We start from the raw sequence: 24,792 nt of genomic DNA, 5'->3' as shown, positions 1-24,792 counted from the left end.
AAAACATAAAACTTTAAAAACGGACGGAAAGTTAATTGATATTTTCCGTCCGTTTTTTTGTCTGTAATCTTTAGAGTCAAAAAAATAGGTGCAAAAAAAAGCCTATCAATTTTGATAGGCCTTACTTGTAATTGTTAAATAGTATATGGTGTTAGACTACTTTTACGTTTACGGCGTTTAATCCTTTTCTACCTTCTTGTAGATCGAATTCTACAACATCACCTTCACGAATTTCATCGACTAGTCCGGAAATGTGTACGAAATGTTCTTTTTTGGTGCCTTCTTCAATGATGAATCCAAATCCTTTAGAATCATTGAAAAATTTTACTGTACCTTTACTCATTGTATTTTGTATTATAAAAATTAAAGCACCAAAGGTAATGTAAATAATAATACCTTGTTGCATTTAGGGCAATTATTTCAATTTAATTTTAAGTTGTAATTATCTTAAAACCAGTTTTTTAATAATTTCTTTGCCCAGCTCTTCATTTAGCATGTCAATAATTTTTTGTTTGCCATAACTTAGTTCTTCCCTCAAAACACTAGAACTTAGCTGTACATAAAGCGTCTCTCGTTCTAGGCTAACCGAAGTTGTGTAATTGTTAACACCATTGCCCATAAGTTTTGCCCAGGCCTCTGCAACATTTACTTTGTTAAGTCCCTTTTCAAGCTTGTTGGTTTCTATAAATTCTTTTAGGGCATCGCTTATACTGATATGTTCATTGTTGCGTTTTGGCATGTTGTTTAATTTTTTTGGCGTTACCACAAGGGTCGGGCTTTCCGCTGTATCTTTTTAAAAACGTCATTGCGCGGAGGTAGCCTGCACTGAGCGAAGTCGAAGTGTGGCAATCTGTTAAATCTAGGTCCTCACTAAAATCAATACGCTTTTTAAATTTTAAAAAGGATATCGCTTCAATCCCTAACGCAATTCATTTTATACTGTGTTATAAGTAGTTTTTTATAATTTCACTTTAGATATTTTTTCATTACCGTAGTATAATTCTAAATCTGGATTTTCGGCAGAATTTAAAATTGCAAAAAAGAATAAAGATTTAAAATCGTGAAATCCATGAGATTGGAAATATATAACTGTTTTTTTTGGTTTCTTGTTAGTTCCAAAATCAGAAGGTATTTCAATATTGGTATAGCCTTCAAAATAATAATCAGTATACGAGTCTTTAATTTCTGGTTTATATGCAATATTTGCTTGATGCATATACATACTACCAAGTTTTATATCAGTTTTTAATAATTTCTTATAAGCAATATATCCTGTTGAAGGTTGAAAAGAAACATCTATTGGTCTATATCTTAATTTATTTTTATTATCAATTAATGAAAACTTATTAATATCAACATCTACTTTGTTTAGTGACTCAATTTTGCATTTTACACTTATTTTTTTTAATTCGTTAGATTTTACTTTTGATGATGAATTTAAATTAAATGTATTAGAAACTTTTTTCGCCTTTAAGAATTCAATATATAGCATCCCGTTTTCAACCTTTTTTTCTTGTCCAAAACTCAGTATTGTTAATAGGGTAAGAATTGAAATTGATAATTTTAATTTCATTTTATTTGTTTTTAATTACTTGCAACTTGGTGATATGCGTCGACTTAATGACTTATATCTGTCGTTAAACGAAAGTAGTTGAAATTTTGTACAAAGTCAAATAATAATAAATCAACTATAACCTAAAAATCTCATAACTTTGGTGCACCTGTTTTACGGCATTTTCAGTGCGTTCGGCATGGGTGTCGCTGATAAAAAGTTGACCAAAGTTTTCGTTATCCACTAATTTAATAATTTGTGCCACACGGTTTTCATCAAGCTTATCAAAAATATCATCCAACAATAAAATGGGGTTTACGCCACTTTGTGCTTTTATAAAATCGAATTGTGCCAATTTCAGCGCAATTAAAAACGATTTTTGCTGCCCTTGGCTACCAAATTTTTTAATGGGGTGGTTTTCAATGTTAAAAAGCAAATCGTCTTTGTGAATACCGACACTTGTATATTGTAAAGCTTTATCCTTGTTTATGGCTTCCTTTAAAAGTTGGTTTAGCTGACCATCAAACAAATCGCTTTTATAAACCAAATCAACATCTTCCTTGCCATTGCTAATAGCCTCATAACGCAACTTGAAAATTGGAATAAATTCCTTTAAAAATTCATTGCGTTTAGTAAAAATTTGGTTGCCATAATCTGTTAATTGGGCATTGTAAACATCCAGGGTGTCTTGGTTAAACGTGTGGTTTAAAGCAAAATATTTTAGCAGGGCGTTGCGCTGTGCCAGTATTTTGTTGTAATTGATTAAATGCCCAAGATAGTTTTTGTCGCTTTGTGAAATGACACTATCAATAAACTTTCTCCGCGTATCACTGCCCTCAATAATTAAGTCCCTGTCAGCCGGCGAAATAATAACCAAAGGCAAAAAGCCAATGTGGTCGCTAAATTTTTCGTAGGCTTTACCGTTTCGCTTGATTACTTTTTTTTGCCCGCGTTTAAGGCTAACGGCTACTTTTTCGGTTTTATCTTCCTTTTCATAATCACCGTTAATCACAAAAAAGTCCTCATCATGCTTAATATTTTGCAGGGCCACGGGGTTAAAATAGCTTTTTCCGAAGGATAAATGGTAAATGGCATCAAGTACATTGGTTTTTCCAATACCGTTATTGCCAACAATACAATTTATTTTATCATTGAAAATGAATGACTTACTATCAAAATTTTTGTAGTTAAGTAACGAAAGTGATTTTAAAATCATAAAAAAGCAACTTATAGGGGCGTTAGAGCGCAAACTCCTAAAAAGAATTGCAAATTATTGAAAAATATCAAATAAATACCCTTTTAGTTATGAAGAAAAATTATATTTTTGCGCCACATTAATTGAGAAAAATAAATGGCAACGTACAAGAAGAAAGGTTATAAACCAAAAACAAAAGTAGAGAAAGAGCACAGTATTGAAGAGGGGTCTACAACTGCTGAAGTTTTTAACACACTTGATGAAACGGCTTCAAAAACAGAGGATTTTGTAGCAAAAAACCAAAAATATATTTTCATAGTCATAGGTCTTGTAGCACTTGTGGTTCTTGGCTCTTTGGGGTATAAAGAATTTATTTCTAAACCAAAACAAGAAGCTGCAATGAACGATATGTTCCAAGCGCAAAAGTATTTTAACGATGCCGTAAACGGTGTAGAAAAGGATTCGTTATACAATTTAGCCCTTAATGGCGGCGAAGGTAAATTTGGTATGCTAGACATTATTGAAGAATATAGCGGTACGCCATCTGCCAATCTTGCTAACTACTATGCGGGTACTGCCTATTTAAGATTGAAGGATTACAAAAATGCCATTGAGTATTTAAGTGATTTTAAAAGTGATGATGAAATTTTGGCACCTTTAGCTAAAGGAAATATTGGTGATGCCTTTGTGCAATTAAACCAACCTGAAGATGCTTTGGGCTACTATGAACAAGCTGCCGAAATGCGTAACAACGAATACACAACACCAATGTACTTGTTTAAAGCGGGAACAACAGCTTTGGACTTGGGACAAGCTGATAAAGCTTTAAATTACTTTAAAAGAATTAAAGACGATTATTCCAATTCTACGGAAGCTTCAAAAGTAGAAGTGTTTATAGGAAAAGCACAGGTGTTGGCAAATAAATAATATGGCTACGGCGAATAAAAATTTATCCGATTACGATAAAAATACAATCCCAAACGCGAAAGGTTTTCGGTTTGGGATTGTTGTTTCAGAATGGAATGATAATATTACGGAAGGGCTCTTTCAGGGGGCCTATGATGCCTTTATTGAAAATGGTGTTTTGCCCGAAAATATTATCCGTTGGAATGTGCCCGGAAGCTTTGAGCTTATTTACGGAAGCAAAAAAATGCAAGAGCAATATGTCGATGCCGTTATTGCCATAGGTAGTGTTATTCAAGGAGAAACCAAGCATTTCGATTTTGTTTGTGAAGGCGTTACCCAAGGGATAAAAGACCTAAACGTCTTGCACAATACACCAGTTATTTTTTGTGTGCTTACCGATAATACCATGCAACAGGCCATTGAGCGTTCTGGCGGAAAACACGGTAACAAAGGCACAGAAGCAGCCATTGCTGCCATCAAAATGGCTGAGCTTCGAAAAAACAGTTAGTTTTTTTATACTTCTCGCTTACATCTTCCTGCTTTAAACAGGTTTTATTTGTTAACATATTTTAGCATTACACGCCATGCTTTCTGCCTATTTTTAAGTACTTTTGAGGGGTAACAGATTAGATTTTGTTTAAGCAACGCAAACATAGAACCTTTAATTATCAGCCTAGATTTTCTGAGGAAAATAAAGCAGATTATAGTTTGAATGACAATGACAAAACCAAAGATTTTATTTCGAAATGGAGAGCTGGTAGAGATAGTAAAACTAAAGTTCGTGGCATGATGTCTATGAGAATCCTGATTTTGGCTTTGGTATTATTATTGATTTGTATGTATTTGTTAGAAAAAAAATACATGTAACGAAAAACTGGAAATCATGGGACTTTTAAAATTGCGAAAAAACAAAAAATTTAGTTACACCCCCCGATATTATGATGATAAAGGGGAAGGCAATCCGTTTGAAATAAAACACAAATTTGATGAATACCGAAAAACGGTTGGGGCAAATAAAGGTATAAAAGCAAAGTTTAACGATGCATGGGACGACTATAAAAATCCAGATAAAGCCGCCAATAGACGTATATTGATTATTGTTGCCATTCTAGTTTTAATTTTTTTATTTATCATCGAATTCGATTTATCCATTTTCTTACCCAAATAATATATGGCAGACATCATACAGCTTTTACCCGATCACGTAGCAAATCAAATTGCCGCTGGAGAAGTTGTACAACGTCCCGCCTCGGTAGTTAAGGAACTCCTTGAAAATGCCATTGATGCTGGCGCAGATTCCATAAAACTCATTATAAAAGATGCGGGCAAGACCCTTGTTCAGGTGATTGATAACGGCAAGGGCATGAGCCATACCGATGCTCGTTTAAGTTTTGAGCGTCACGCCACCTCTAAAATTAGAAATGCCGAGGATTTATTTCAACTACATACCAAAGGCTTTCGTGGTGAGGCCTTGGCAAGTATTGCCGCCATTGCCCATGTTGAATTAAAAACCAAACAGCCCGAAGACGAAGTTGGCAATTGTTTGGTTATTGAAGGGAGTAATGTGGTTTCACAAGATGTGGTGGTAACGCCAACGGGAACATCGGTTTCCGTGAAAAATCTGTTTTTCAATATTCCGGCACGGCGTAATTTTTTAAAATCGGAAGCGGTAGAGTTGCGTCATGTTATTGATGAGCTCCATCGTGTGGCTTTGGCGCATCCAAATATTGCTTTTGCCATGTACAACAATGGCAGCGAAACATTTAATTTACCTGTCAGCAATTATCGTCAGCGTATTGTAAACATTTTTGGCAGTAAAACCAATGAAAAATTGGTTCCAGTTGAAGAAGATACAGAGGTGGTTAAGATTTCAGGTTTTGTTGGTAAACCCGAATATGCCAAAAAAACCCGTGGCGAGCAGTATTTTTTTGTCAATAACCGTTTCATAAAAAGTGCGTATTTAAACCATGCTGTGGGTTCGGCTTTTGAGGGGCTGTTAAAAAACGGTACACATGCAAGTTATTTTTTGAATCTTTCTGTTAATCCGCAAACTATAGATATCAATATCCATCCAACAAAAACTGAGATTAAGTTTGATGATGAACATACGCTTTATGCGCTGTTGCGTTCTGCAGTAAAGCATAGTTTGGGACAATTTAATATTGCGCCGGTGCTTGATTTTGAACGTGACCCGAATTTAGATACACCTTACAGCTATAAAAGTAGCGCTGCCAATGCACCTAAAATTGAGGTGGATAGAAGTTTTAATCCTTTTAAAAGTGAACCTAAATTTTCTGGCCGACAAACAGCTGCTTTTAAATCTACGCCAAATAACTGGGACAGCCTTTACGTTGGTTTAGAGTCAAAAGGAAATGGTTCGGAACAAGATTTTAGTGAAGTTCAGTTTGAGAGTGAAGAAGAAACGGCTTCCATGTTTCAAAATGATAATCAGGTAGAAACGGCAAATACTACGTATCAACTGCATAACAAGTATATTGTTAGCACGATAAAATCAGGTATGTTGGTGATTGACCAGCATCGTGCCCATGAACGCGTTTTGTATGAAGAGTTCCTTCAGAATTTAACCATTCATGAAGCCACAAGTCAGCAACTGTTGTTTCCCCTTCAACTTCATTTTTCATCACAGGATATCACTATTGTCAATCAATTGAAAGATGATTTGGAGCATACCGGTTTTGTGTTTTCAAATATTGAGGAAGGCACGGTTGAAATTACGGGTGTACCCATCGGTGTTCCTGAAAGTGAAGTCTCCATTATATTGGAACAATTAATATCTGATGTGGAAAATGAGGTGCCAGATAGCAACTTCAGCGCAACTGATCTGTTGGCAAAATCTATGGCAAAGAGTTTAGCTATTAAAACAGGGCAGTCCTTAAAAAGAGACGAACAAGAGCATTTGGTAAATAAACTGTTTGCCTGTAAAGAACCCAATATGTCGCCCGCAAACAGAACAACATTTGTTACGATGAGTGTTGATGAACTGGATAAAAAATTTATTTGATAAACAATTATTGTGATGTCACCTTGAGCGCAGTCGAAAGGTTTACAAACAAGAAAATTAAGTTATGATGCAAATTTCAGAAACCGTTAAGCATTTAATAATCATTAATGTGATTATGTTTGTTGGAACATTGGCCATAGGGAATGGTACTTTGTTTTATGAATGGTTCGCGCTATACTTTCCAAAAAATGATGCCTTTCAACCTTGGCAAATAGTAACCCACATGTTTATGCACGGTGGGTTTATGCATATATTCTTTAATATGTTTGCCCTTTGGATGTTTGGTACCCCTGTAGAGCAAGTTTTAGGGAGCAAGCGGTTTTTGTTCATTTACTTTTCGGCTGGTTTGGGCGCGTTTTTATTTCAACTAGCGTACTATTATGTTCAATATGTGCCTAATTATAATGCTTTGATTGAGTCTGGTCTGTCTCCAGAAAAAATTAAACAAATGCTTACGACTAACGAGGTTATTTCTGGAACTACCAATGCACAGGTTTCAATGCTAAAAGATATCTTTCCGGCATATAACGCCTCTATGGTTGGAGCTTCAGGTTGTATTATGGGTGTTTTGGCCGCTTTTGGAATGATGAATCCAGAGGCCAGGTTAATGTTGATATTTTTGCCCATTCCAATAAAGGCCAAATATTTCATTCCTGGAATTATTATTTTAGATTTGATTTCTGGCTTAACGGGTCAGTCTTTTTTCAGTCCAAGCAATACAGCATACATGGCGCATGTAGGTGGAGCGTTAATTGGCTTTATTATTATGTGGTATTGGAAAAAAAATCAGTTTAATAATAACCGTTGGTATTGATGGGTTCGTTTTCTCAAGACATAAAATACAAGTTTTCTAGGCTTAATGCGCTAGAAAAAATAATCGTCGTAAATGTTCTGGTTTTTGTCTTAGGATTGTTATTAAAACCATACATGGACTGGTTTAAACTACCTAGCGATTTTGGCGATTTCATTTTAAAACCGTGGAGCCTTATAACCTACGCTTTTCTTCATTTTGATATTTGGCATATCTTGTTCAATATGCTTTGGTTGTATTTTTTAGGGCGTATGTTTTTGAATCTTTTTAGTCCTAAGATGGCATTGAATGTCTATTTTTTAGGGGCCATTTTCGGTGGTTTGCTGTTTATGCTTGGTTATACGTTGTTACCAAGTTTTTTTGGTAACTATTCCAAGTTAGTCGGTGCTTCGGCCGCCGTTAGGGCCCTGTTGATATTTTTATGCGCTTATATGCCCAATCAAGAACTACGTTTTTTTACTTTCAATTTAAAGCTTTGGTATATTGGGGCAGCTATAGTTGTATTGGATATTATTGGGGTTGTTTCAGGGATTAATAACCCTGCTGGAAACGCAGGAGGAAATTTGGCTCATTTGGGCGGAGCTTTGTTGGGTTACATTTATGCCAAACAATTATTAAAAGGACAGGATGTAGGTAAGGGTTTTGAGAACGTTATGGATACTTTATCAAGTTGGTTCAAGCCTTCAAAAAAAGGTCCGCTTAAAACAGTGCATAAAAATAAAAGTAAGGTTGGTGGCTATACTAAAGCTGATTTTAATGAGTTTAATAACCAAAAGAAAATTGATGTTATTCTGGATAAAATCAGTAAAAGTGGATATGATAGTTTAACTTCTGAAGAAAAGGAATTTTTATTCAGGGCAGGGAAGTAGTTCGTTTTTGTTAGAAGACGGAGGACAGAAGACAGAAGCAAAAGAGGAATCTAAGGTTAAAAATGGAGTTTGAATGTAATGGACAAGTTTAAGTTTGAAAAACTATTGATATGGCAAAAAGCCATGGATTTAGGAGAAGATATTAATTCATTAATTAAACATTTTCCAAATCATGAAGTTTACAATCTTTCAACTCAGATATTAAGGGCTGTAGATTCCGTTGCTTTAAATATTTCTGAAGGCTCAATAGGTCAATCCAATCCAGAGCAGAATAAGTTTATTGGATATTCTGTTCGTTCTTTGGCCGAAGTTGTAACTTGTCTGCATAAAGCTCATAGAAGAAATTATATCAATAGTGAACAATTTCAAAAATATTATGATGAATCGTTTCATTTGATGAATATGATGATAGCATTTAGAAAAAATTTGTAAACAAACTTCCGTCATCGGTCAACTAGCTTCAAGCAAAATATGGGTAAACTGGGCATAGTCAATAAAATCATTTATTTTATAAATGTAGTTGCTGCGGTACTGCTTTTATTGTCTTTTATTTTGCCCTACTTGCCCCCAAAAACCTTTGCCATATTGGCCGTGGTTAATTTGGGCGTTTCCTTTTTAATCTTGCTCAATATACTTTTCTTTCTTTATTGGCTCATTAAATTCAAAAAGCAGTTTATTCTTTCGCTTGTCGTACTCATTTTTGGGTATTTTTGGTTTGGTTCACTATATAAATTTTCATCATCTAAAAATGTTGAAGACCCAAATAACTTTAAGGTGATGAACTATAATGTGAGGCTTTTTAATCTATATGAATGGATTCCCGAAAAGGGCATAGAAACAAAAATAAGGGATTTTATAAAGCTAGAATCTCCAGACATTCTATGCCTTCAAGAATACCATCCACACAAGAATATCGATTTGTCATTCTTTCCTTATAAGTTCGAAAAGCTCTCTGGAAAAAGAGATAAATACGGACAAGCTATATTTTCAAATTTTCCCATTGTGAATTCTGGATCTGTTGAATTTCCAAATACCTCAAATAATGCCATTTTTGCCGATGTGGTAAAGGGTAGTGATACAATAAGGATTTATAATGTTCATTTACAGTCATTGAGGATAAACCCAAAAGCCGAAAGCCTTCAGCATGAAGATTCTGAAATGCTTTTAAAACGGGTTGGCAATTCCTTTAAAATGCAGCAGTTGCAAACCGAATTGTTTTTGGTCCATAAAGCAAAATGCCATTATAAAATGGTCATTTGCGGGGATTTTAATAATACCGCGTTTTCGTATGTGTACCGAAAGATTAGAGGCGATTTAAATGATACCTTTAAAGAGGCTGGACATGGTTTTGGTCGTACTTATGACTTTAATTCTTTCCCGGTTCGTATCGATTTTATTTTAACCGATGAAACTTTTGAGGTAAATGGTTTTAAATCCTATAAAGAACTGTACTCAGACCATTATCCAATTTCTGCCACTTTAAATTTAAGCAATTAGTCTTTGCAGCTTTGTAACTTTCAGGCTTAGTTACTTTTTAAAACGATGCTACATAAAACTACAGTCCACAAGATCGGCAATGATATGTGCTACAAGTCCTAGAGCTATCAATCTAGTTTTATTTGGAAAAAGCAATACAATATAAATGGCTATGGCATAATAGGAATGCAAGGGGTGAAAATTTATGCTGCACCTGTTAGGTGCAAAAATAGGACTTGCCAAAAGGTGGTCAACGTCTATCCACATGCCGGAAATCATGATCAAAAAAGCTATTTTCCATTCGGGTTTATACCAAATTAGCGCTAAGCCTAAGGGAAGCAGAATATGGCATCCATAATGGGCAAACAGTTGGAGCATTACGGTGTTTTTATGGTTTGCGATTTTAAATAATTCAATGCATTTGGGCCTTCATTAAAAAGTAAATCCAATATACTCAAATTGGGAATAAAACCGTGCTTGTTGCCAAAAACCTGTGTGTATGGTTCAAAGTCTTGAGGTATTTCTTTTTTTGCCTGCACCAAAAACCGAAAATCGGTTTTGCCTTCGGATACTTTTTCGTAGGTCTCGGTTTCTGAAATATTCAAATCCAATTGCAAACAATCGCAAATTACGTTCAAGCATTTCAAATTAAAATCTAATATGTAATCTACTTTTTGCTCAAACAACGGCCGGATGTCATCTTCATAATACTCAAAAAAAGGTGAGGTTCTATATGACGAAAGCAAGGATTTTAAGTGAATATCCTGCCATTTTTCTTCGTTGAAAATCTTAACATCTCGGTACTTCTGTCGATTTTTTTGCGAATGCACCACTGGGATGTTTAAAGCCAATTTGCCATTTGCTCCGTAAATGTAGGCTCTGTTTCGGTAGGTTTGTTTCAGGAAGTTGTCCTCTATTTCAAAAACTACTTCCGAAGCTTTAATCATAGCAACAAAATGAGCAATGTTAGGGAAATATGTGGGGTGGACAATTACGTTCATTTGTTAAGTTGTTTGTTGTTAAGTTGAAATTGGCTCAACAACTTAACGACTTCACATCTAACTATTCGCCTTTTTGCGTTTTCTCCATTTGCTGAAACCAATCCAACCAGCCAACAAAATTAAAAAAGGTATTAAGTACGATGTCGCTTTTCCTTTTCCGCTAACAGTAGTAAAGAAACGTTCCCAACGTGGAGATTTTCCATCCCAGCTCATCCAGATGAACACAGGTTTACCAACTACATGGTTAAATGGTACAAACCCCCAAGCACGTGCATCAATGGAATTATGACGGTTATCACCCATCATCCAATAGTAGTTTTGTTTGAAGGTGTAGTTGTCGGTTACTTCACCATTAATTAAAATCTGGTTTCCTTGTACCTGCAAGCTATTGCCCTCGTATTCCGTTATAACACGTTTGTAAAGCGGTAAGTTTTCTAAATTAATATCAATGGTTTTTCCTTTTTCAGGAATATACAGTGGCCCAAATTGATCCACATTCCAATTATAATTGGGGTCATGCGGAAAAATATTTGGGTCTCTTGTCCCTTTTTCTTTAATGTTTGGTGTTATGCTAACAACGTTTGGATGGTCTTTAAATTTAGCGAGAGCTTCATCTGAAATCGCCGAGAAATAATAGGTATTTTGCGCATTGATTATTCCAAAACCATCCGTAATATCATAGCGTTCTTTAAGGAACTTCGGATTGAATTGATGCGTTTTAGGTTGCACGTAATAGCTGAATTGTAAGTGTGCCCTATCGGGTAATTCGTTTTTCTGTCCATTGATATAAACAAAGCCGTCACGAACTTCTAAAGTGTCTCCAGCAATACCAACACAACGCTTTACAAGGTTTGTTTTTTTGTCTATGGGCTTGTAGTAGTTTCTGTCTGGATGAAAATCGTTCATATCCAAAAGCGTATCTGCCGGCTGATTGAATACTACAATATCATTTCTTTCGATATCTTCAAAACCCGGCAAGCGTAAATAAGGAAGCTGCAATTTGTTTTTCCATGAACTGCTGCCTTTATGGTCATCAAATAAATAGGATTTGCTTTTTAAAACAGGAATGGTATCGTGAACCATGGGTGCACCAACCGTAGTCATAGGCACTCTAGCACCATAATGGAACTTGCTTACAAAAAGGAAATCACCAACCAACAATGATTTTTCCAATGATGAGGATGGAATGGTGAATGGTTGAATGAAATAGGTATGTACAATTGTGGCGGCTACAATGGCAAACAAAATAGAACTTGTCCATTCACCTGAACTAGATTTTGGATGAATGCTTCTGTCAGAAATATAGCTTACATCGGCCACATAGTTTAAGTAGAAATTGTAGAAACCAAGGGAAACAACAGCCAACAATGTGTCTAAGGTTTTGTTTTTTCCAAAACTTCTGGCCGTTTCAACCCAAACCACAGGAAACATGATGAGGTTAACAATGGGCAAAAACAATAGAATCACCCACCACCAAGGACGATTGATTATTTTCATTAAAATAACCGCATTATAAACAGGAACAAAAGCCTCCCAAGCTTGTCTTCCAGCCTTAATATAGAGTTTCCAAGTTCCTAAACCATGAATAACTTGAATGATTAAGATGAAAATAAACCACTGTGTCCACGTCATAATCTTGAAATTTTAATTTTTTGTTGGTAGTAACTGCCTTTCTAACGTTACGTTTTTAAATAATATTAACCAATATTTAACACGTCCTTCATACTGAACACACCTGTTTTGCCCACAATCCATTCTGCGGCAATAACTGCTCCTAGAGCAAAGCCTTGCCTGTTATGGGCTTCATGTTCAATGGTTATAGTGTCCACTTCACTTTGGTAGGTTACCGTATGTGTTCCTGGAACATCAGCTATACGTTTAGCCACGATGGGAATTACCAAATCTCCATTTTCGTCCAATTTCCATGCATTGAAATTTTCATTATTTGAAATAATGTCATTGGCCAAAGAAATAGCCGTTCCACTTGGTGCGTCTAGCTTTTGGGTGTGGTGTATTTCTTCCATAGAAACGTTGTACTGTTTCAATGAGCTCATCATTTTTGCCAAAGTTTTATTAAGTTCAAAAAAGATGTTTACACCCAGACTATAGTTTGAAGCATAGATAAAAGCACCTTTGTTTTCTTTACAAAGCGCCACAGCATCGTCATATTTATCCAGCCAACCTGTGGTTCCAGAAACAACGGGAACATTATTGTTTAAGCAGTTTGATATGTTGTTGAAAGCAACCGTTGGAATACTAAAATCTATGGCAACATCGGCTTTTGTAATATCGTAATTATGGTCGTCTTTATCAATAGTCAATACTACATCGTGCCCACGTTTAAGAGCAATTTGTTCGATGGTCTTTCCCATTTTACCGTATCCAAGTAGTGCTATTTTCATCTGTTTATTTTTTTAATTTTAGCTTAGAATTTAAAATTTAATGTCAGTCCTAGGTTGCCGGTTGCATCAATTTCGTTAAATCTATAATGCGGTGCCAAAGATAAGTTTTCATCCACATTATATTGCATTAAATGGGCATCAACATTGGCATCAATAATATTTAGTGCATATAGGCCAAAAGTTACCAACAAAGATATTTCTTTGTTTCTTCGGTAAAATTTTTGTGCGTCCTCAAGCCTACTGGTGGTGATTCTGGGCGTTGTAAGTTGATTGCCGTTGGCATCAAAATAGAACTCATCATTTTTAAAACCAGCCAATCTGCTTTTGTAGGCATCCCTGTAACGATCATATTCTTTGCTGTTGTTAATGTAAAAGTAAATACCGGTACCAATAGCCCCATAAACAATAGGTATTTTCCAATATTTTTTGTTGTAAGCCTGACCCAAGCCTGGTAAAATAGCAGAATAAAAAGCTGCTTTTGCAGGGGACAAAGGATTTATTCGTTCTCGAGCTAATGAAATAGTATCAACAGCAATAAGCGGTTCCGGAATAATCTCTTCTTCAGGTTTTTTATCTTGGGCTATTAACGTAAAACAACTCAAAAAGGTTAAAGCTAATGCCAATAAGGATTTATTTGGAATCACCTTGAACTAATTTTTTTATGCGATTAAAGTCTTCTTCTGAATGGAAGGGAATGGTAATTTTCCCTTTTCCATTTTTAGAAACTTTAACGTCAATTTTATGTCCAAAGTATTCTGAAAATGCCGCAATGCCTTTTTTGACAAACTTTGGCAGTTCTTCATTTTCTGATTTTTTAGCAGGAACTTTAAGGTCTTCTGAAGCATTAAAGTCGCGTATCAAATTTTCAGTTTCCCTAACCGAAAGTTTATTTGAAAGTATTTTTTCGTAAATATCCAGTTGGATGGATTGGTCTTCAACCGCAATTAAAGCACGTCCATGTCCCATGGAAATAAAGCCATCACGCATGCCTGTTTGAATAATGGGGTCTAACTTTAACAAGCGCAAATAATTGGTAATTGTAGAGCGTTTTTTACCCACACGCTCGCTCATTTGTTCTTGGGTCAGGTTAATTTCGTCAATTAATCTCTGATAAGATAGAGCAATCTCAATGGGGTCTAAATCTTGTCGTTGAATGTTCTCAACCAAGGCCATCTCTAATGATTCTTGGTCGTTGGCAATTCTAACGTAAGCCGGAATTGTTTCTAAATCAATTAACTTTGAAGCTCTGTATCGACGTTCACCAGATACTAATTGATATTTATTTTGACCAACTTTTCTAACCGTAATGGGTTGAATGATGCCAAGCTCTTTTATGGATGAAGCCAACTCACGGAGCGATTCCTCGCTAAAATTGGTTCTGGGTTGAAACGGATTTACCTCAATAAAATCAATATCTAATTCAACTATATTCCCAACAACTTTATCGGCATTTTTATCATGAACCGATTGAATATCGTTTTCAGGGTCTTTCAACAATGCCGATAAACCTCTACCTAAAGCTTGTTTTTTAGTTGCCTTAGCCATAATTAAGCGTTTTTATTGATGATTTCTTTAGCCAAACTTAAGTAATTATCAGCACCTTTACTACTGGCATCGTAATTAATTATGCTTTCGCCATAGCTCGGCGCCTCGCTTAAACGGACGTTACGTTGAATGATGGTTTGGAAAACCATATCGTTAAAGTGTTTTTGTACCTCTTCAACCACTTGGTTTGACAAACGTAAACGCGAATCGTACATGGTTAACAATAAGCCTTCAATATCCAATTCTGAATTGTGTATTTTTTGAACGCTTTTAATGGTGTTCAATAATTTCCCCAAGCCTTCAAGGGCGAAATATTCGCATTGAATAGGAATAATTACAGCATCCGATGCTGTTAATGCATTCAATGTTAATAATCCCAAAGAAGGAGCGCAATCTATCAAAATATAATCGTAATCATCTTTAATATCGCCCAATGCTTTTTTCAGCATATATTCACGTTCATCTTTATCAACAAGTTCTATTTCAATAGCCACTAAATCGATGTGGGCAGGGATAATATCGAGATTGGGTGTTTCTGTTTTAACAATAGCTTCCCTAGCTACATTGGAATGCTCTAAAAGCTGGTAAGTTCCAATCTCAACGGACTCTACATCTATACCAATTCCAGAAGTTGCATTTGCTTGAGGGTCAGCATCTATAAGTAGCACTTTTTTTTCTAGAACACCGAGTGAAGCTGCTAAATTAACTGAAGTTGTGGTTTTTCCAACACCACCTTTTTGGTTAGCAATTGCAATTATTTTACCCATTAATTGTTATGGTTTGATGAGCCGCAAAAATACGATTATTTAGTTGGAATAAAAATGGAAGAAGTTAATAAATCGGTAAAGTGAAATCAATTATATTATTGATAATTATTCGGTTAATCTATTAGGATTTCTAAAATTTTAATTGCTGCATCACTAATTTTTGTACCGGGTCCAAAAACGGCCACGACACCGGCATCAAATAAAAATTGGTAATCTTGTTTTGGAATAACGCCACCAACAATAACCATGATATCATCGCGACCATATTTTTTTAATTCCTCAATAACTTGCGGTACCAATGTTTTATGCCCCGCCGCCAATGAAGAAACCCCTAAAACATGCACATCGTTTTCAACGGCTTGTTTTGCAACTTCCTTTGGTGTTTGGAACAATGGGCCAATATCTACATCAAAACCAACATCGGCGTAACCTGTAGCAACTACCTTGGCGCCGCGGTCATGTCCATCTTGTCCCATTTTTGCAATCATAATTCTTGGGCGTCTGCCGTCTTGCTCTGCAAAAACATCAGCCAATTCTTGGGCTTTTTTGAAACTGTCGTCTTCTTTAATTTCTTTTCTGTACACGCCTGAGAATGATTTTATTTGTGCTTTATATCTGCCAAAAACGGCTTCAAGTGCATCACTGATTTCACCAAGTGTTGCCCGCTCACGAGCCGCTTCAACAGCTAAAGCTAATAAATTTTCTTGTCCTGACTTTGCTGCTTCGGTTAATTTTACCAAAGCTATTTTTACCTTTTCAGAGTTCCTCGTTGCCTTAATGCTTTTTAAGCGCTCTATCTGTGCATTTCGAACGGTTTGATTATCCACTTCGAGCGTTGCAATTGGTTCTTCTTTTTTGAGTCTGTATTTGTTTACGCCAACAATAATGTCTTGCCCAGAGTCTATCCTAGCTTGTTTTTTGGCTGCCGCTTCCTCAATTCTCATTTTTGGGATTCCAGCTTCAATGGCTTTGGTCATTCCGCCAAGTTCTTCAACTTCTTGTATGAGTTTCCAAGCTTTTTCGGCAATATTGTGGGTTAACTTTTCCACATAAAAACTGCCTCCCCATGGGTCCACGGTTTTAGTGATTTTGGTTTCTTCTTGCAAAAATATTTGCGTGTTTCTAGCTATTCTTGCTGAGAAGTCTGTTGGTAATGCAATGGCTTCATCCAGGGCATTGGTATGTAAACTTTGTGTGCCGCCAAATGCCGCTGTCGCAGCTTCAATAGTTGTTCTGGCAACGTTATTAAAAGGGTCTTGTTCAGTTAAACTCCAACCACTGGTCTGGCAGTGCGTGCGCAATGACAACGATTTTTTATTCTTAGGGTTGAATTGTTTTACCAGTTTTGCCCAAAGCATTCTTGCGGCCCGCATTTTGGCAATTTCCATAAAGTGGTTCATGCCAATGGCCCAAAAGAACGATAGACGAGGCGCAAAAGAATCGATGTCCATACCGGCCTTAAGCCCTTTTCTTATGTATTCCAAACCATCAGCCAAAGTATAAGCCAATTCAATATCGCAAGTGGCACCAGCCTCTTGCATATGATAGCCAGATATGCTTATACTATTGAATTTCGGCATGTTTTTACTGGTGTATTCAAAGATATCTGAAATGATTTTCATGGAAGGCGTTGGTGGATAAATATAGGTGTTTCGCACCATGAACTCTTTTAGTATATCATTTTGAATGGTTCCTGCCAATTGTTCGGGTTTGACGCCTTGCTCTTCGGCAGCCACGATATAAAATGCCATTATGGGCAAAACCGCACCATTCATGGTCATAGAAACAGACATTTTTTCAAGTGGAATTTGGTCGAAGAGTGTTTTCATGTCCTCAACCGAATCCATGGCTACCCCAGCTTTGCCAACATCTCCAACCACACGTTCATGGTCTGAATCATAGCCGCGGTGGGTGGCTAAATCAAAAGCGACGGAAAGTCCTTTTTGACCTGCTGCCAAATTGCGTCTGTAAAAAGCGTTGCTTTCTTCAGCAGTACTAAAACCGGCATATTGCCTAATTGTCCAAGGCTTTTGCACATACATTGTGCTGTATGGTCCACGAAGGTTTGGTGCAATGCCAGCCACAAAGTTTAAATGTTCTAAACCTTCAACATCTTCTTTGGAATATATAGATTTAATCTCAATTCCTTCGGCAGTCTGGAAGGTAGAAACTTCAGGTTTCTGTTTTCCATCTTCTGTATTTAATGCTATATGTTGAAGATTTCTTCTCAAACTTTATTTTTTGTTATGGCTTTGGTAGGTTGTTAAAATCAACATTTTGAATGGGTTTGTTCAAATCTACAGCTGAAAAATCTATTCCAAATAGGTTGGCATAAAACAAATCTAAGGCAGTATAAAGTGCTAAATATTTATCGTTTTGCGTGTCCCTAAGTTTTGCGCTTAGTGGTGCTCCAAATAATTTGGGGCTCATGCTATTTGTGGTTAAGAGGGCATTAAAGGTTGTTTTTAAATCTTTATCTTGAATGTTTTTGGAAATGCAACTAACCGCCGAGCTGTTATAGTTTAAGTTGCTTTTAGGGTTATTGGTATCCCATAGGTCTGTTTCATTTTTTAAGGCCTCAAAAACATCAAGCGTGTGTTTGGAAATAATATCTTCATATTTTACGGTTGAGTATAATGCCGATCTTAAGTATTGCGAATAGGCTTGAAACAATGTGGTGTTAGGTCGTGCTCTCCTATAATAATTTATCATGTCGTTTTCAAAACTATACAAGGCTTCATTATATAATTTTGAATTTAAACCGTCGCAATTTATCAGTGTAGGTTGGACGGTATATTTATAATCTGTAAACGAGTTTTTATTATTACAACTGAATAAAATAAGTGCAAATAAAAATGTGGCAAGTGTAATTTTTGGGTTCATTTTAAAGTTCATTTTTTAATCGTTCTTGTTCTGTATGTTCCGCCAATCTTTTTTCTATGATTGGTTCAATTAGTGTTTTTCTCGGATTGTTTTTTGTGAATGGATAGAGTTCCAATTCATCTTTCATCCTGTCCTTGGGGTTGGCGTATTTGTTGGTTCCAAGCAAAACAATTTCACCAATGTCAAACTGCTGCTGTTCTTTGGAGGCACTTTCTTTTATTTTTCTTTGGATGGTACCACTTTTAAGTTGTTTTAAAAAGCCACCTTGAATTTCGATATCCTTGAAGAGAAGCAAAGCTTTTTCGGCAAGTTGATGGGTTAAACTTTCAATATAATAAGAGCTGTCGGATGGATTGTCAACTGTATCAAAATAGCTTTCATGTTTTAAAATCAAAAGCTGATTTCTGGCTATGCGTTCTCCAAATTCATTGTTTTTATGATAAACGGAATCATAAGCCAGATTGCAAATGGTATTTGCCCCGCCAAGTATGGCACTCATGCATTCCGTGGTGGTGCGCAACAAGTTCGTGTTAAAATCGTAAATGGTTTTGTTACGTTTTGATGGAACTGCAAAAATATGGCAATTCGGATTTATGTTATATTCAGCGGCCAAGGTTTTCCAAAGTAAGCGTAATGCCCTAAGTTTGGCTATTTCAAAAAAGTAGTTACTGCCAACTGAAACTTTGAAATTTATTTTTAGAGATTGCTTAGCTTCGCTCGTAAAGACATTGTCTAAATGATTTAGATATTCGTTGGCATGGCTTAACCCGTAGGCCAATTGCTGAATCATATTGGCTCCTGCATTTTGGTAAAGGGAAGTGTCAATGGAAAAAGAATTTGTGGTTTTTATGATGTTTTCGAATTTTTGAAAATCATCATTTAGATTTTTATGCCAATTTCCTGTTTTGGCCAAGTTGCCAATAATATCGGCGTGAATATAGATTCCCGCTATTGAACTGAATTTTGCAAGATTTTGAATGAATTCGTCCGAAAGAAAGAGCAGTTTAAAATGAAGGGAAACAAAATTCAAATCGATGTTCTTAAGTAAATCATCGATTGAAATATCTTCAGAAGGAATTATGAATTCTATGCTTTCTGCGCCACGTTCAATAACATCAATGGCATGAAGGTTTGATTTTTCTATATTGGCCACAAAAATGGATTGGCAGATTTTCCATTGCGTGGCTTTGGTGTCTGATATTTCTGGGAAATCATCAAAATCATCAGCGTGATAAAAAGGCTTTACGGCAATGTCTTCATTCGATTTCCAAATCAGGGTATCATTGTAATCAGCCCCTTTTAAATCGAACTGTATTTTTTGCTTCCATTGTTTTGAAGAAACGGCATCAAATTCGCTGAATAACGTTTTATTCATTATCCTTTGTTTTTAAACTGTCTTCGTATTCAATGATGTAAATTTCTTCGTTGTCGCGCTTCATATAATACTCTTCACGGGCAAATTTTTCCATGCCTTCTTCAGAACTCAATTTTTTCAGGTCTTTCTTATCTTTTTCTATCTCTTTTTGATAGTATTCTTTTTCATTTTCCAGATCGTCAATTTCGGTATTTAATTCATGGTGGATGAGCCATGAGTTGGCATCAAAAAATATCATCCAAACCGCAAAAACTGCCAAAATGAGCAGGAATATATTCTTGAATGGTTTTAAAAGTTTCTTTTTTGAAAAGCCCATAGTTATAGTTTTTGGGTTATGATGGTACGAACAATATCTATGGCCACGGTATTGTATTTGTTGTTGGGGATTATAATGTCTGCGTACTCTTTCATGGGTTCTATAAACTGGTCGTGCATGGGTTTTAAAGTGGTTTGGTATCTGCTCAAAACTTCATCTAAATCTCTGCCCCGTTCAGAAATATCGCGTTTCAATCTTCTGATGAGTCGTTCATCACTATCGGCATGTACAAAGATTTTTATATCGAACATGTCTCTCAATTCGGCATTGGATAAAACCAATATGCCTTCAACAATCATAACTTTTCTGGGGTGGGTTAAAATGGTGTCGCCCGTTCTATTATGTTTAACGAAAGAATACACGGGTTGGTGTATGGGCCGTTCATTTTTTAGCTCCAGTAAATGCATTGCCAAGAGTTCGAAATCAATAGATCTAGGGTGGTCAAAATTTATTTTAATGCGTTCGTCGTAGCTTAAGTGTGAGGTGTCTTTGTAATAGGAATCTTGGGATAGAATGCCCACTTCGCCTTCCGGAAGCTCATTTAACAATTGATTAACCACTGTGGTTTTTCCACAGCCGGTTCCACCTGCGATTCCTATAACTAACATGAATTTGGCTTTTTACAAAGTTAAATAAATGAAAAAATCAGCAAGGTAGAAATGCCATTATTTTTCAATTTTTGAAACTTCTGCTTCCGTAACCATGTTGTCGTTTTTGTTTCCCCAACTGTTGGAGATGTAGTTCATCACATCGGCCACTTCATCATCGGCTAAACCCATTGGTGCCATAAACCCATTGTATTTTTGACCATTCACAACAATTTCTCCTTGTTGGCCATATTTAATGCCTTTTATGCTGGCCGTTCTGTTGTTAATTAAATAATCTGATTTTGCCAGTGGAGGATAGGTTTTTCTGATGCCTTCACCAGTGGGTAAATGACAAGAAACGCAAAAATCTTGGTATATTTCACTACCTCGTTTTATGCTCTCTTCCAAGGGTGTGGTCTGGGTGTAGTCATCATTATTGGAAAAGAATTGTAATGCTGATGTTATTAAAACAATTAAAAAAATAACTACTGATTTCATAACTCTAGTTTTTAGGGACAATTTTATAGATACCTTTTCCCTCTACTCCAATGTAAATAATACCGTCTGGCGCTTGAATAACATTACGTAATCTGCCAATGCCTTCAAACAATTTTTCGCGTTTAACAACTTTGTTCTTTTCTAAAACAAGTCGCTCTAAATATTCAAATTTTAACGAGCCAACCAATACATCGCCTTTCCATTCAGGATAATTAATTGAGGATACTATGGCCATGCCACTTGGTGCGATGGAAGGCACCCAATAGAACAAAGGCTGTTCCATGCCTTCCTTTTCGGTAATGTCTGTAAACGTGGTGCCGCTATAGTTAATACCATAAGAGATTACAGGCCAACCGTAATTTCTTCCTTTTTTGATGACATTTATTTCATCTCCTCCTCTCGGACCATGTTCATTGACCCAAATGGCTCCGGTAAATGGGTTTTTTGTCATACCCTGCGGGTTTCTGTGTCCATAACTATAAATCGCTTTTTTGGCGTCTTTATTTTTATAAAATGGATTGTCCTTTGGAATGCTTCCGTCATCATTCAAGCGGTAAATTTTACCACAATCTCTGGTAATATCTTGTGGGTTTACATCGCGCTCACCACGTTCCCCAATTGAAAAATATAAATAGCCTTTATTGTCAAACTCAATTCTTGAGCCAAAGTGTTGGCCTTTTCTGGTATTTGGTTCAGCTTTGTATAGTACCTGTTTTTCAACAAATTTGTTGTCTTTTAATTTGGCTCGCATCAAAGCTGTGTTGCCACCATCACCATCACCTTCGGAGGAACTGTAAGTCATGTAAATCCATCCATTATTTGCGTAATTTGGATGCGTTTTTATATCCATTAAACCACCTTGACCACGAACATAAACTTCTGGGCCGTCTTCAACAGTTGTTTTCTTTCCATTTTTAAAATGGATTATTTCACCTGTTTTTTCCGTAATCAGCATACTGCCATCAGGTAAAAAAGTCATTCCCCAAGGGATGTATAAATCAGGAACAACCAATTCGGTAGTGTAATTTAAGTTTTCAGGTTTTTCAGCTTTAACTTCAGATTCTTTTTGTTGCCCGCAGGCCGAAAGTGCCATTAAAACAATGGCTAGAAAAGTGTGAATGTATTTCATAACACGATTTTTTTTGATTTAAAGTTACTTAAAAACTATAACTCACATTGATTCCCGTGTAAAAATTAGCGGGATTGCCAGGATAATAATATCGTGGCGCATTGCCTCCAAAACTTGGTGCATTTATTAATATTTGGGAGGCATATGCTTCATCAAAGATATTGTTTACACCGAAGAATGCATTGGACTTTAGCTTTTTGTTAAGATTTGTTTTGAACCCAAATTTCAGATCTGTAAGGCTGTAGCTTTCTGAATAAATGCTGTTGCTGTCGGTCATTGGCATTTTACCAACATGTTGAAAGTTGATGTTTCCATAAAACCCAATTTTAGAATTAAAGTCAATGCCCATATTGAAGATTTCAGCAGGTACGCCTGTTAAATCGTTTCCAGAGTAATCGGTCGTGTCGTCTACAAATTCTTTAAAGGTAAAGTTGTTTAATGTGTAGCTAATAAAAGTGCCGATTGAAAAATTCTCTTGAGTTCTAATTTGATAATCCAAACTTGCTTCAAGTCCGTCATGTTGGGTTTTACCTGCGTTAATGCCAATGAATTCATCTTGAGCAGTCCTTCTGGGCACCAACAGATTTTTGATGTTCAAGCGGTAGATAGACAAACTATATTGCAATCGGTTTTTAAATGAAGTACCCCGAGTACCCAGCTCAAAATTCCAGCCAGTTTCTGGTTTTAGGTCGGTGTTTATTTGCCCATCTGGCAGTAAAGTTTCATTTAATGAAATAGGTGAGAAGCCATGGCTGGCATTGGCAAAAACGGTAGAACTTTTACAAATAATATGTGAAATGCCCAGTTTTGGAGATACAATGGTTTTGAACTTAAAACTTCCAGATTGGTCGGGATTTGAGTTGGATGCCGGAAATCGGTCATCTAAAACATACCCTGTTTTATTCAGATTAAGCCCCAGGGAAAATGTGGTTTTTTCCGAAATCTCATAATTGCCATCAAAAAAAAGATTGAAATAATGCCTTTTTTCTGAAAAGCTAGACAATTTATTGCCGGCAACACTGCCCTTGTCTGGTGGAAAATCTGAATACAAATTCTCGAAAGTTTCGTAATCATAATTATCTTTAAAAATTTCCCCACCGAATGTGTAATTGAGGTTTTTGTTCGAGATATCTATGTTCCCAAGCAGCCGAGTCCGGATTCCAAAAGCCAAAGTTTCTTCTTTTAGAATATTGAACGGTCTGGGTTCGTAAGCATTTCTAAAAGACATAAAAACACTAGTAATTTGTTTTATTTTATTGGTGAAATCATGGTTCCACGTTATACCAAAAATGCCACGTTTAAAATCTTCATAACCTTGCGCGGCCTTCCAGTTTACATCGGCAGATTTTGGGCTATTTAGATAAGTTGTTTCGTTTATTGAACTCGGTATAAAAGCCCTTAAATCAACATAACTGGCCAAAAAGTATAAGCTGTTTTTTGCATTTAAAAAATGATTTGAATTGAAGGTAATTGTTTGTCTGTTATAGTTGTTGTTTTCTCGAAATCCATCGCTACTGGTATTGCTGTATACAAAACCCAAACTGTTTTTTGATGAACCATAGCTTCCATTTAAAACGCCTTTCCTCAAACCAAATGAACCTATTGAGAATTCTGAATTCACCTGCGATTCGTTTAAAAATGCCAGTTTTGGAGATATGTTTATGGTGCCGCCAAGTCCAGCGCCATAAATACTTGAAACGGCTCCTTTAGTTATTTCCATTCGAGAAATGGATGCCAATTCAAAATCTTCAATATTGGTTTCGCCACTACCATTTGTTAACGGAATATCTTTAAAATATGCCCTTATTTTTGATGAGCCAAAAAGGTTTCTGGAGCCAATGCCGCGAATGGTAATTCTGTTGGTGTTAAGGGCACCACTTTGCATAAAAACGCCGGGAACTCTATTTAAAACAGAGTTAAAATTTACGTGATTGTAGCGCTCAATATCCTTTGAGGAAATAATACTTATTGCCGTTGTTGCTTTTTTTAATTTAGTTGGAATTTGGTCAATTTTAATAATAATCTCGTTTAATTGTGACGTGCTGATTTCCAATTCAATAATCGAAAAAGTATTTCCTTTAAACTCAATTTGTTTTGGGGAATACCCTTCTTTTTTGAATAAAAAAGTTCCCAGACTGACTTCAAAAATTCCATTTAAATTTGAAAGAACAGAATCGTTGCTTTTCAAATTAATAATTAAAACCTCTGGGATAGGTAATTTGTTTTCCTTGTCAATTACTTTGCCGGTTATTGGGTTTTGCCCAATGGAAAAAGTGCTGATAAGGGCAAGGCACAGAAAGGATAGATGGGTTTTTATTGAAAACACAAATTCTAAATAATTGATAAAAGGCGAATTTATGATATTAAAAATAACTAGGGAATCAACGGCCATAAATATTTTTAAAAATTATGATTTGCCAAATGAATAAAAGAAGTATATTTGCAACCCGTTACAGAT

28 protein-coding genes are annotated in these 24,792 nt (G+C 36.0%); 9 read left to right on the top strand and 19 right to left on the bottom strand.

The features are described 5' to 3' along the window. Positions 1–151: 151 nt before the first annotated feature. The 4 genes from WJN01_RS00755 to recF form a co-directional block, all read right to left on the bottom strand. A complete protein-coding gene (locus tag WJN01_RS00755; RefSeq protein WP_445195263.1) occupies positions 152–343 on the bottom strand; it encodes a cold-shock protein in 192 nt (63 codons plus the stop codon). A gap of 99 nt (positions 344–442) precedes the next feature. Then, the gene (locus WJN01_RS00750; RefSeq protein WP_445195262.1) at positions 443–739 is read right to left on the bottom strand and encodes a DciA family protein; all 297 of its coding nucleotides are present in this window, start codon (positions 737–739) and stop codon (positions 443–445) included. A gap of 219 nt (positions 740–958) precedes the next feature. Beyond that, positions 959–1,573 carry a hypothetical protein gene (locus WJN01_RS00745; RefSeq protein ID WP_445195261.1) on the bottom strand — a complete coding sequence of 205 codons (615 nt, stop codon included), beginning with the start codon at positions 1,571–1,573 and terminating at the stop codon, positions 959–961. Between the two features lie 115 nt (positions 1,574–1,688). Then, on the bottom strand, positions 1,689–2,768 hold the full coding sequence (recF, locus tag WJN01_RS00740) for a DNA replication/repair protein RecF (protein ID WP_445195260.1): 1,080 nt from the start codon (positions 2,766–2,768) through the stop codon (positions 1,689–1,691). Between the two features lie 135 nt (positions 2,769–2,903). On the opposite strand from recF, the gene WJN01_RS00735 reads away from it, so the two are divergent. The 9 genes from WJN01_RS00735 (at position 2,904) to WJN01_RS00695 (ending at position 9,852) form a co-directional block, all read left to right on the top strand. Further along, positions 2,904–3,674, top strand: coding sequence for a tetratricopeptide repeat protein (locus WJN01_RS00735; protein ID WP_445195259.1), 771 nt, complete (start codon positions 2,904–2,906; stop codon positions 3,672–3,674). Position 3,675: 1 nt separating this feature from the next. Next, positions 3,676–4,161 carry a 6,7-dimethyl-8-ribityllumazine synthase gene (gene ribH / locus WJN01_RS00730; RefSeq protein WP_445195258.1) on the top strand — a complete coding sequence of 162 codons (486 nt, stop codon included), beginning with the start codon at positions 3,676–3,678 and terminating at the stop codon, positions 4,159–4,161. A gap of 125 nt (positions 4,162–4,286) precedes the next feature. Beyond that, positions 4,287–4,520, top strand: coding sequence for a hypothetical protein (locus tag WJN01_RS00725; protein WP_445195257.1), 234 nt, complete (start codon positions 4,287–4,289; stop codon positions 4,518–4,520). 16 nt (positions 4,521–4,536) lie between these two features. Beyond that, positions 4,537–4,821, top strand: a complete 285-nt coding sequence (locus WJN01_RS00720; RefSeq protein ID WP_445195256.1) for a riboflavin synthase subunit beta — start codon at positions 4,537–4,539, stop codon at positions 4,819–4,821. Between the two features lie 3 nt (positions 4,822–4,824). Next, positions 4,825–6,675, top strand: coding sequence for a DNA mismatch repair endonuclease MutL (gene mutL / locus WJN01_RS00715; RefSeq protein WP_445195255.1), 1,851 nt, complete (start codon positions 4,825–4,827; stop codon positions 6,673–6,675). A gap of 64 nt (positions 6,676–6,739) precedes the next feature. Next, positions 6,740–7,489: a rhomboid family intramembrane serine protease gene (locus tag WJN01_RS00710; RefSeq protein ID WP_445195254.1), complete on the top strand. Its 750-nt coding sequence runs from the start codon at positions 6,740–6,742 to the stop codon at positions 7,487–7,489. Next, complete coding sequence (locus WJN01_RS00705; protein WP_445195253.1) at positions 7,489–8,355, top strand: rhomboid family intramembrane serine protease; 867 nt, start codon at positions 7,489–7,491, stop codon at positions 8,353–8,355. The genes WJN01_RS00710 and WJN01_RS00705 overlap by 1 nt, the downstream gene beginning before the upstream one ends. Before the next feature lie 78 nt (positions 8,356–8,433). Beyond that, a complete protein-coding gene (locus tag WJN01_RS00700; RefSeq protein ID WP_445195252.1) occupies positions 8,434–8,787 on the top strand; it encodes a four helix bundle protein in 354 nt (117 codons plus the stop codon). Between the two features lie 39 nt (positions 8,788–8,826). After that, on the top strand, positions 8,827–9,852 hold the full coding sequence (locus tag WJN01_RS00695; RefSeq protein WP_445195251.1) for an endonuclease/exonuclease/phosphatase family protein: 1,026 nt from the start codon (positions 8,827–8,829) through the stop codon (positions 9,850–9,852). 48 nt (positions 9,853–9,900) lie between these two features. On the opposite strand, the gene WJN01_RS00690 is transcribed toward WJN01_RS00695, so the two are convergent. The 15 genes from WJN01_RS00690 to WJN01_RS00620 form a co-directional block, all read right to left on the bottom strand. Then, positions 9,901–10,209, bottom strand: coding sequence for a DUF6122 family protein (locus WJN01_RS00690; protein WP_445195250.1), 309 nt, complete (start codon positions 10,207–10,209; stop codon positions 9,901–9,903). After that, positions 10,209–10,832, bottom strand: coding sequence for a WbqC family protein (locus WJN01_RS00685; protein ID WP_445195249.1), 624 nt, complete (start codon positions 10,830–10,832; stop codon positions 10,209–10,211). The genes WJN01_RS00690 and WJN01_RS00685 overlap by 1 nt, the downstream gene beginning before the upstream one ends. Positions 10,833–10,889: 57 nt before the next feature. Continuing rightward, positions 10,890–12,464, bottom strand: a complete 1,575-nt coding sequence (lepB, locus tag WJN01_RS00680) for a signal peptidase I (RefSeq protein ID WP_445195248.1) — start codon at positions 12,462–12,464, stop codon at positions 10,890–10,892. A gap of 65 nt (positions 12,465–12,529) precedes the next feature. Beyond that, on the bottom strand, positions 12,530–13,234 hold the full coding sequence (dapB, locus tag WJN01_RS00675) for a 4-hydroxy-tetrahydrodipicolinate reductase (protein ID WP_445195247.1): 705 nt from the start codon (positions 13,232–13,234) through the stop codon (positions 12,530–12,532). A 23-nt stretch (positions 13,235–13,257) separates the two neighbouring features. Then, the gene (locus tag WJN01_RS00670; protein ID WP_445196284.1) at positions 13,258–13,875 is read right to left on the bottom strand and encodes a DUF5683 domain-containing protein; all 618 of its coding nucleotides are present in this window, start codon (positions 13,873–13,875) and stop codon (positions 13,258–13,260) included. Beyond that, positions 13,865–14,779 carry a ParB/RepB/Spo0J family partition protein gene (locus tag WJN01_RS00665; protein ID WP_445195246.1) on the bottom strand — a complete coding sequence of 305 codons (915 nt, stop codon included), beginning with the start codon at positions 14,777–14,779 and terminating at the stop codon, positions 13,865–13,867. Before WJN01_RS00665 ends, WJN01_RS00670 begins: the two co-directional genes overlap by 11 nt. Before the next feature lie 2 nt (positions 14,780–14,781). After that, a complete protein-coding gene (locus WJN01_RS00660; RefSeq protein WP_445195245.1) occupies positions 14,782–15,546 on the bottom strand; it encodes a ParA family protein in 765 nt (254 codons plus the stop codon). Between the two features lie 113 nt (positions 15,547–15,659). Beyond that, positions 15,660–17,777 carry a methylmalonyl-CoA mutase gene (gene scpA, locus WJN01_RS00655; protein WP_445195244.1) on the bottom strand — a complete coding sequence of 706 codons (2,118 nt, stop codon included), beginning with the start codon at positions 17,775–17,777 and terminating at the stop codon, positions 15,660–15,662. 13 nt (positions 17,778–17,790) lie between these two features. Further along, positions 17,791–18,441, bottom strand: a complete 651-nt coding sequence (locus WJN01_RS00650; protein WP_445195243.1) for a hypothetical protein — start codon at positions 18,439–18,441, stop codon at positions 17,791–17,793. After that, positions 18,431–19,804: a methylmalonyl-CoA mutase subunit beta gene (locus WJN01_RS00645; RefSeq protein ID WP_445195242.1), complete on the bottom strand. Its 1,374-nt coding sequence runs from the start codon at positions 19,802–19,804 to the stop codon at positions 18,431–18,433. Before WJN01_RS00645 ends, WJN01_RS00650 begins: the two co-directional genes overlap by 11 nt. After that, entirely contained in the window at positions 19,797–20,120 is a 324-nt protein-coding gene (locus WJN01_RS00640) for an FtsB family cell division protein (RefSeq protein WP_445195241.1), read from the bottom strand. Before WJN01_RS00640 ends, WJN01_RS00645 begins: the two co-directional genes overlap by 8 nt. Positions 20,121–20,122: 2 nt before the next feature. Next, entirely contained in the window at positions 20,123–20,728 is a 606-nt protein-coding gene (udk, locus tag WJN01_RS00635) for a uridine kinase (RefSeq protein ID WP_445195240.1), read from the bottom strand. Between the two features lie 57 nt (positions 20,729–20,785). Next, positions 20,786–21,205: a c-type cytochrome gene (locus WJN01_RS00630; protein WP_445195239.1), complete on the bottom strand. Its 420-nt coding sequence runs from the start codon at positions 21,203–21,205 to the stop codon at positions 20,786–20,788. Between the two features lie 4 nt (positions 21,206–21,209). Further along, positions 21,210–22,334: a PQQ-dependent sugar dehydrogenase gene (locus WJN01_RS00625; RefSeq protein ID WP_445195238.1), complete on the bottom strand. Its 1,125-nt coding sequence runs from the start codon at positions 22,332–22,334 to the stop codon at positions 21,210–21,212. A gap of 28 nt (positions 22,335–22,362) precedes the next feature. Then, the gene (locus WJN01_RS00620; protein WP_445195237.1) at positions 22,363–24,726 is read right to left on the bottom strand and encodes a TonB-dependent receptor domain-containing protein; all 2,364 of its coding nucleotides are present in this window, start codon (positions 24,724–24,726) and stop codon (positions 22,363–22,365) included. Positions 24,727–24,792 lie beyond the last annotated feature (66 nt).

It is taken from the genome of Tamlana sedimenti (assembly GCF_038148895.1).
Classification (GTDB): domain Bacteria; phylum Bacteroidota; class Bacteroidia; order Flavobacteriales; family Flavobacteriaceae; genus Tamlana.
This window is presented reverse-complemented; position numbering and strand designations above follow the sequence as displayed.

Excerpts from the sequence above, each read along its gene's own strand:
- WJN01_RS00755 (WP_445195263.1), bottom strand. The coding sequence starts at position 343 with ATGAGTAAAGGTACAGTAAAATTTTTCAATGATTCTAAAGGATTTGGA.
- WJN01_RS00750 (WP_445195262.1), bottom strand. The coding sequence starts at position 739 with ATGCCAAAACGCAACAATGAACATATCAGTATAAGCGATGCCCTAAAA.
- WJN01_RS00745 (WP_445195261.1), bottom strand. The coding sequence starts at position 1,573 with ATGAAATTAAAATTATCAATTTCAATTCTTACCCTATTAACAATACTG.
- recF (WP_445195260.1), bottom strand. The coding sequence starts at position 2,768 with ATGATTTTAAAATCACTTTCGTTACTTAACTACAAAAATTTTGATAGT.
- WJN01_RS00735 (WP_445195259.1), top strand. The coding sequence starts at position 2,904 with ATGGCAACGTACAAGAAGAAAGGTTATAAACCAAAAACAAAAGTAGAG.
- ribH (WP_445195258.1), top strand. The coding sequence starts at position 3,676 with ATGGCTACGGCGAATAAAAATTTATCCGATTACGATAAAAATACAATC.
- WJN01_RS00720 (WP_445195256.1), top strand. The coding sequence starts at position 4,537 with ATGGGACTTTTAAAATTGCGAAAAAACAAAAAATTTAGTTACACCCCC.
- mutL (WP_445195255.1), top strand. The coding sequence starts at position 4,825 with ATGGCAGACATCATACAGCTTTTACCCGATCACGTAGCAAATCAAATT.
- WJN01_RS00710 (WP_445195254.1), top strand. The coding sequence starts at position 6,740 with ATGATGCAAATTTCAGAAACCGTTAAGCATTTAATAATCATTAATGTG.
- WJN01_RS00705 (WP_445195253.1), top strand. The coding sequence starts at position 7,489 with ATGGGTTCGTTTTCTCAAGACATAAAATACAAGTTTTCTAGGCTTAAT.
- WJN01_RS00700 (WP_445195252.1), top strand. The coding sequence starts at position 8,434 with ATGGACAAGTTTAAGTTTGAAAAACTATTGATATGGCAAAAAGCCATG.
- WJN01_RS00695 (WP_445195251.1), top strand. The coding sequence starts at position 8,827 with ATGGGTAAACTGGGCATAGTCAATAAAATCATTTATTTTATAAATGTA.
- WJN01_RS00690 (WP_445195250.1), bottom strand. The coding sequence starts at position 10,209 with ATGCTCCAACTGTTTGCCCATTATGGATGCCATATTCTGCTTCCCTTA.
- WJN01_RS00685 (WP_445195249.1), bottom strand. The coding sequence starts at position 10,832 with ATGAACGTAATTGTCCACCCCACATATTTCCCTAACATTGCTCATTTT.
- lepB (WP_445195248.1), bottom strand. The coding sequence starts at position 12,464 with ATGACGTGGACACAGTGGTTTATTTTCATCTTAATCATTCAAGTTATT.
- dapB (WP_445195247.1), bottom strand. The coding sequence starts at position 13,234 with ATGAAAATAGCACTACTTGGATACGGTAAAATGGGAAAGACCATCGAA.
- WJN01_RS00665 (WP_445195246.1), bottom strand. The coding sequence starts at position 14,779 with ATGGCTAAGGCAACTAAAAAACAAGCTTTAGGTAGAGGTTTATCGGCA.
- WJN01_RS00660 (WP_445195245.1), bottom strand. The coding sequence starts at position 15,546 with ATGGGTAAAATAATTGCAATTGCTAACCAAAAAGGTGGTGTTGGAAAA.
- WJN01_RS00650 (WP_445195243.1), bottom strand. The coding sequence starts at position 18,441 with ATGAACTTTAAAATGAACCCAAAAATTACACTTGCCACATTTTTATTT.
- WJN01_RS00645 (WP_445195242.1), bottom strand. The coding sequence starts at position 19,804 with ATGAATAAAACGTTATTCAGCGAATTTGATGCCGTTTCTTCAAAACAA.
- WJN01_RS00640 (WP_445195241.1), bottom strand. The coding sequence starts at position 20,120 with ATGGGCTTTTCAAAAAAGAAACTTTTAAAACCATTCAAGAATATATTC.
- udk (WP_445195240.1), bottom strand. The coding sequence starts at position 20,728 with ATGTTAGTTATAGGAATCGCAGGTGGAACCGGCTGTGGAAAAACCACA.
- WJN01_RS00630 (WP_445195239.1), bottom strand. The coding sequence starts at position 21,205 with ATGAAATCAGTAGTTATTTTTTTAATTGTTTTAATAACATCAGCATTA.
- WJN01_RS00625 (WP_445195238.1), bottom strand. The coding sequence starts at position 22,334 with ATGAAATACATTCACACTTTTCTAGCCATTGTTTTAATGGCACTTTCG.
- WJN01_RS00620 (WP_445195237.1), bottom strand. The coding sequence starts at position 24,726 with ATGGCCGTTGATTCCCTAGTTATTTTTAATATCATAAATTCGCCTTTT.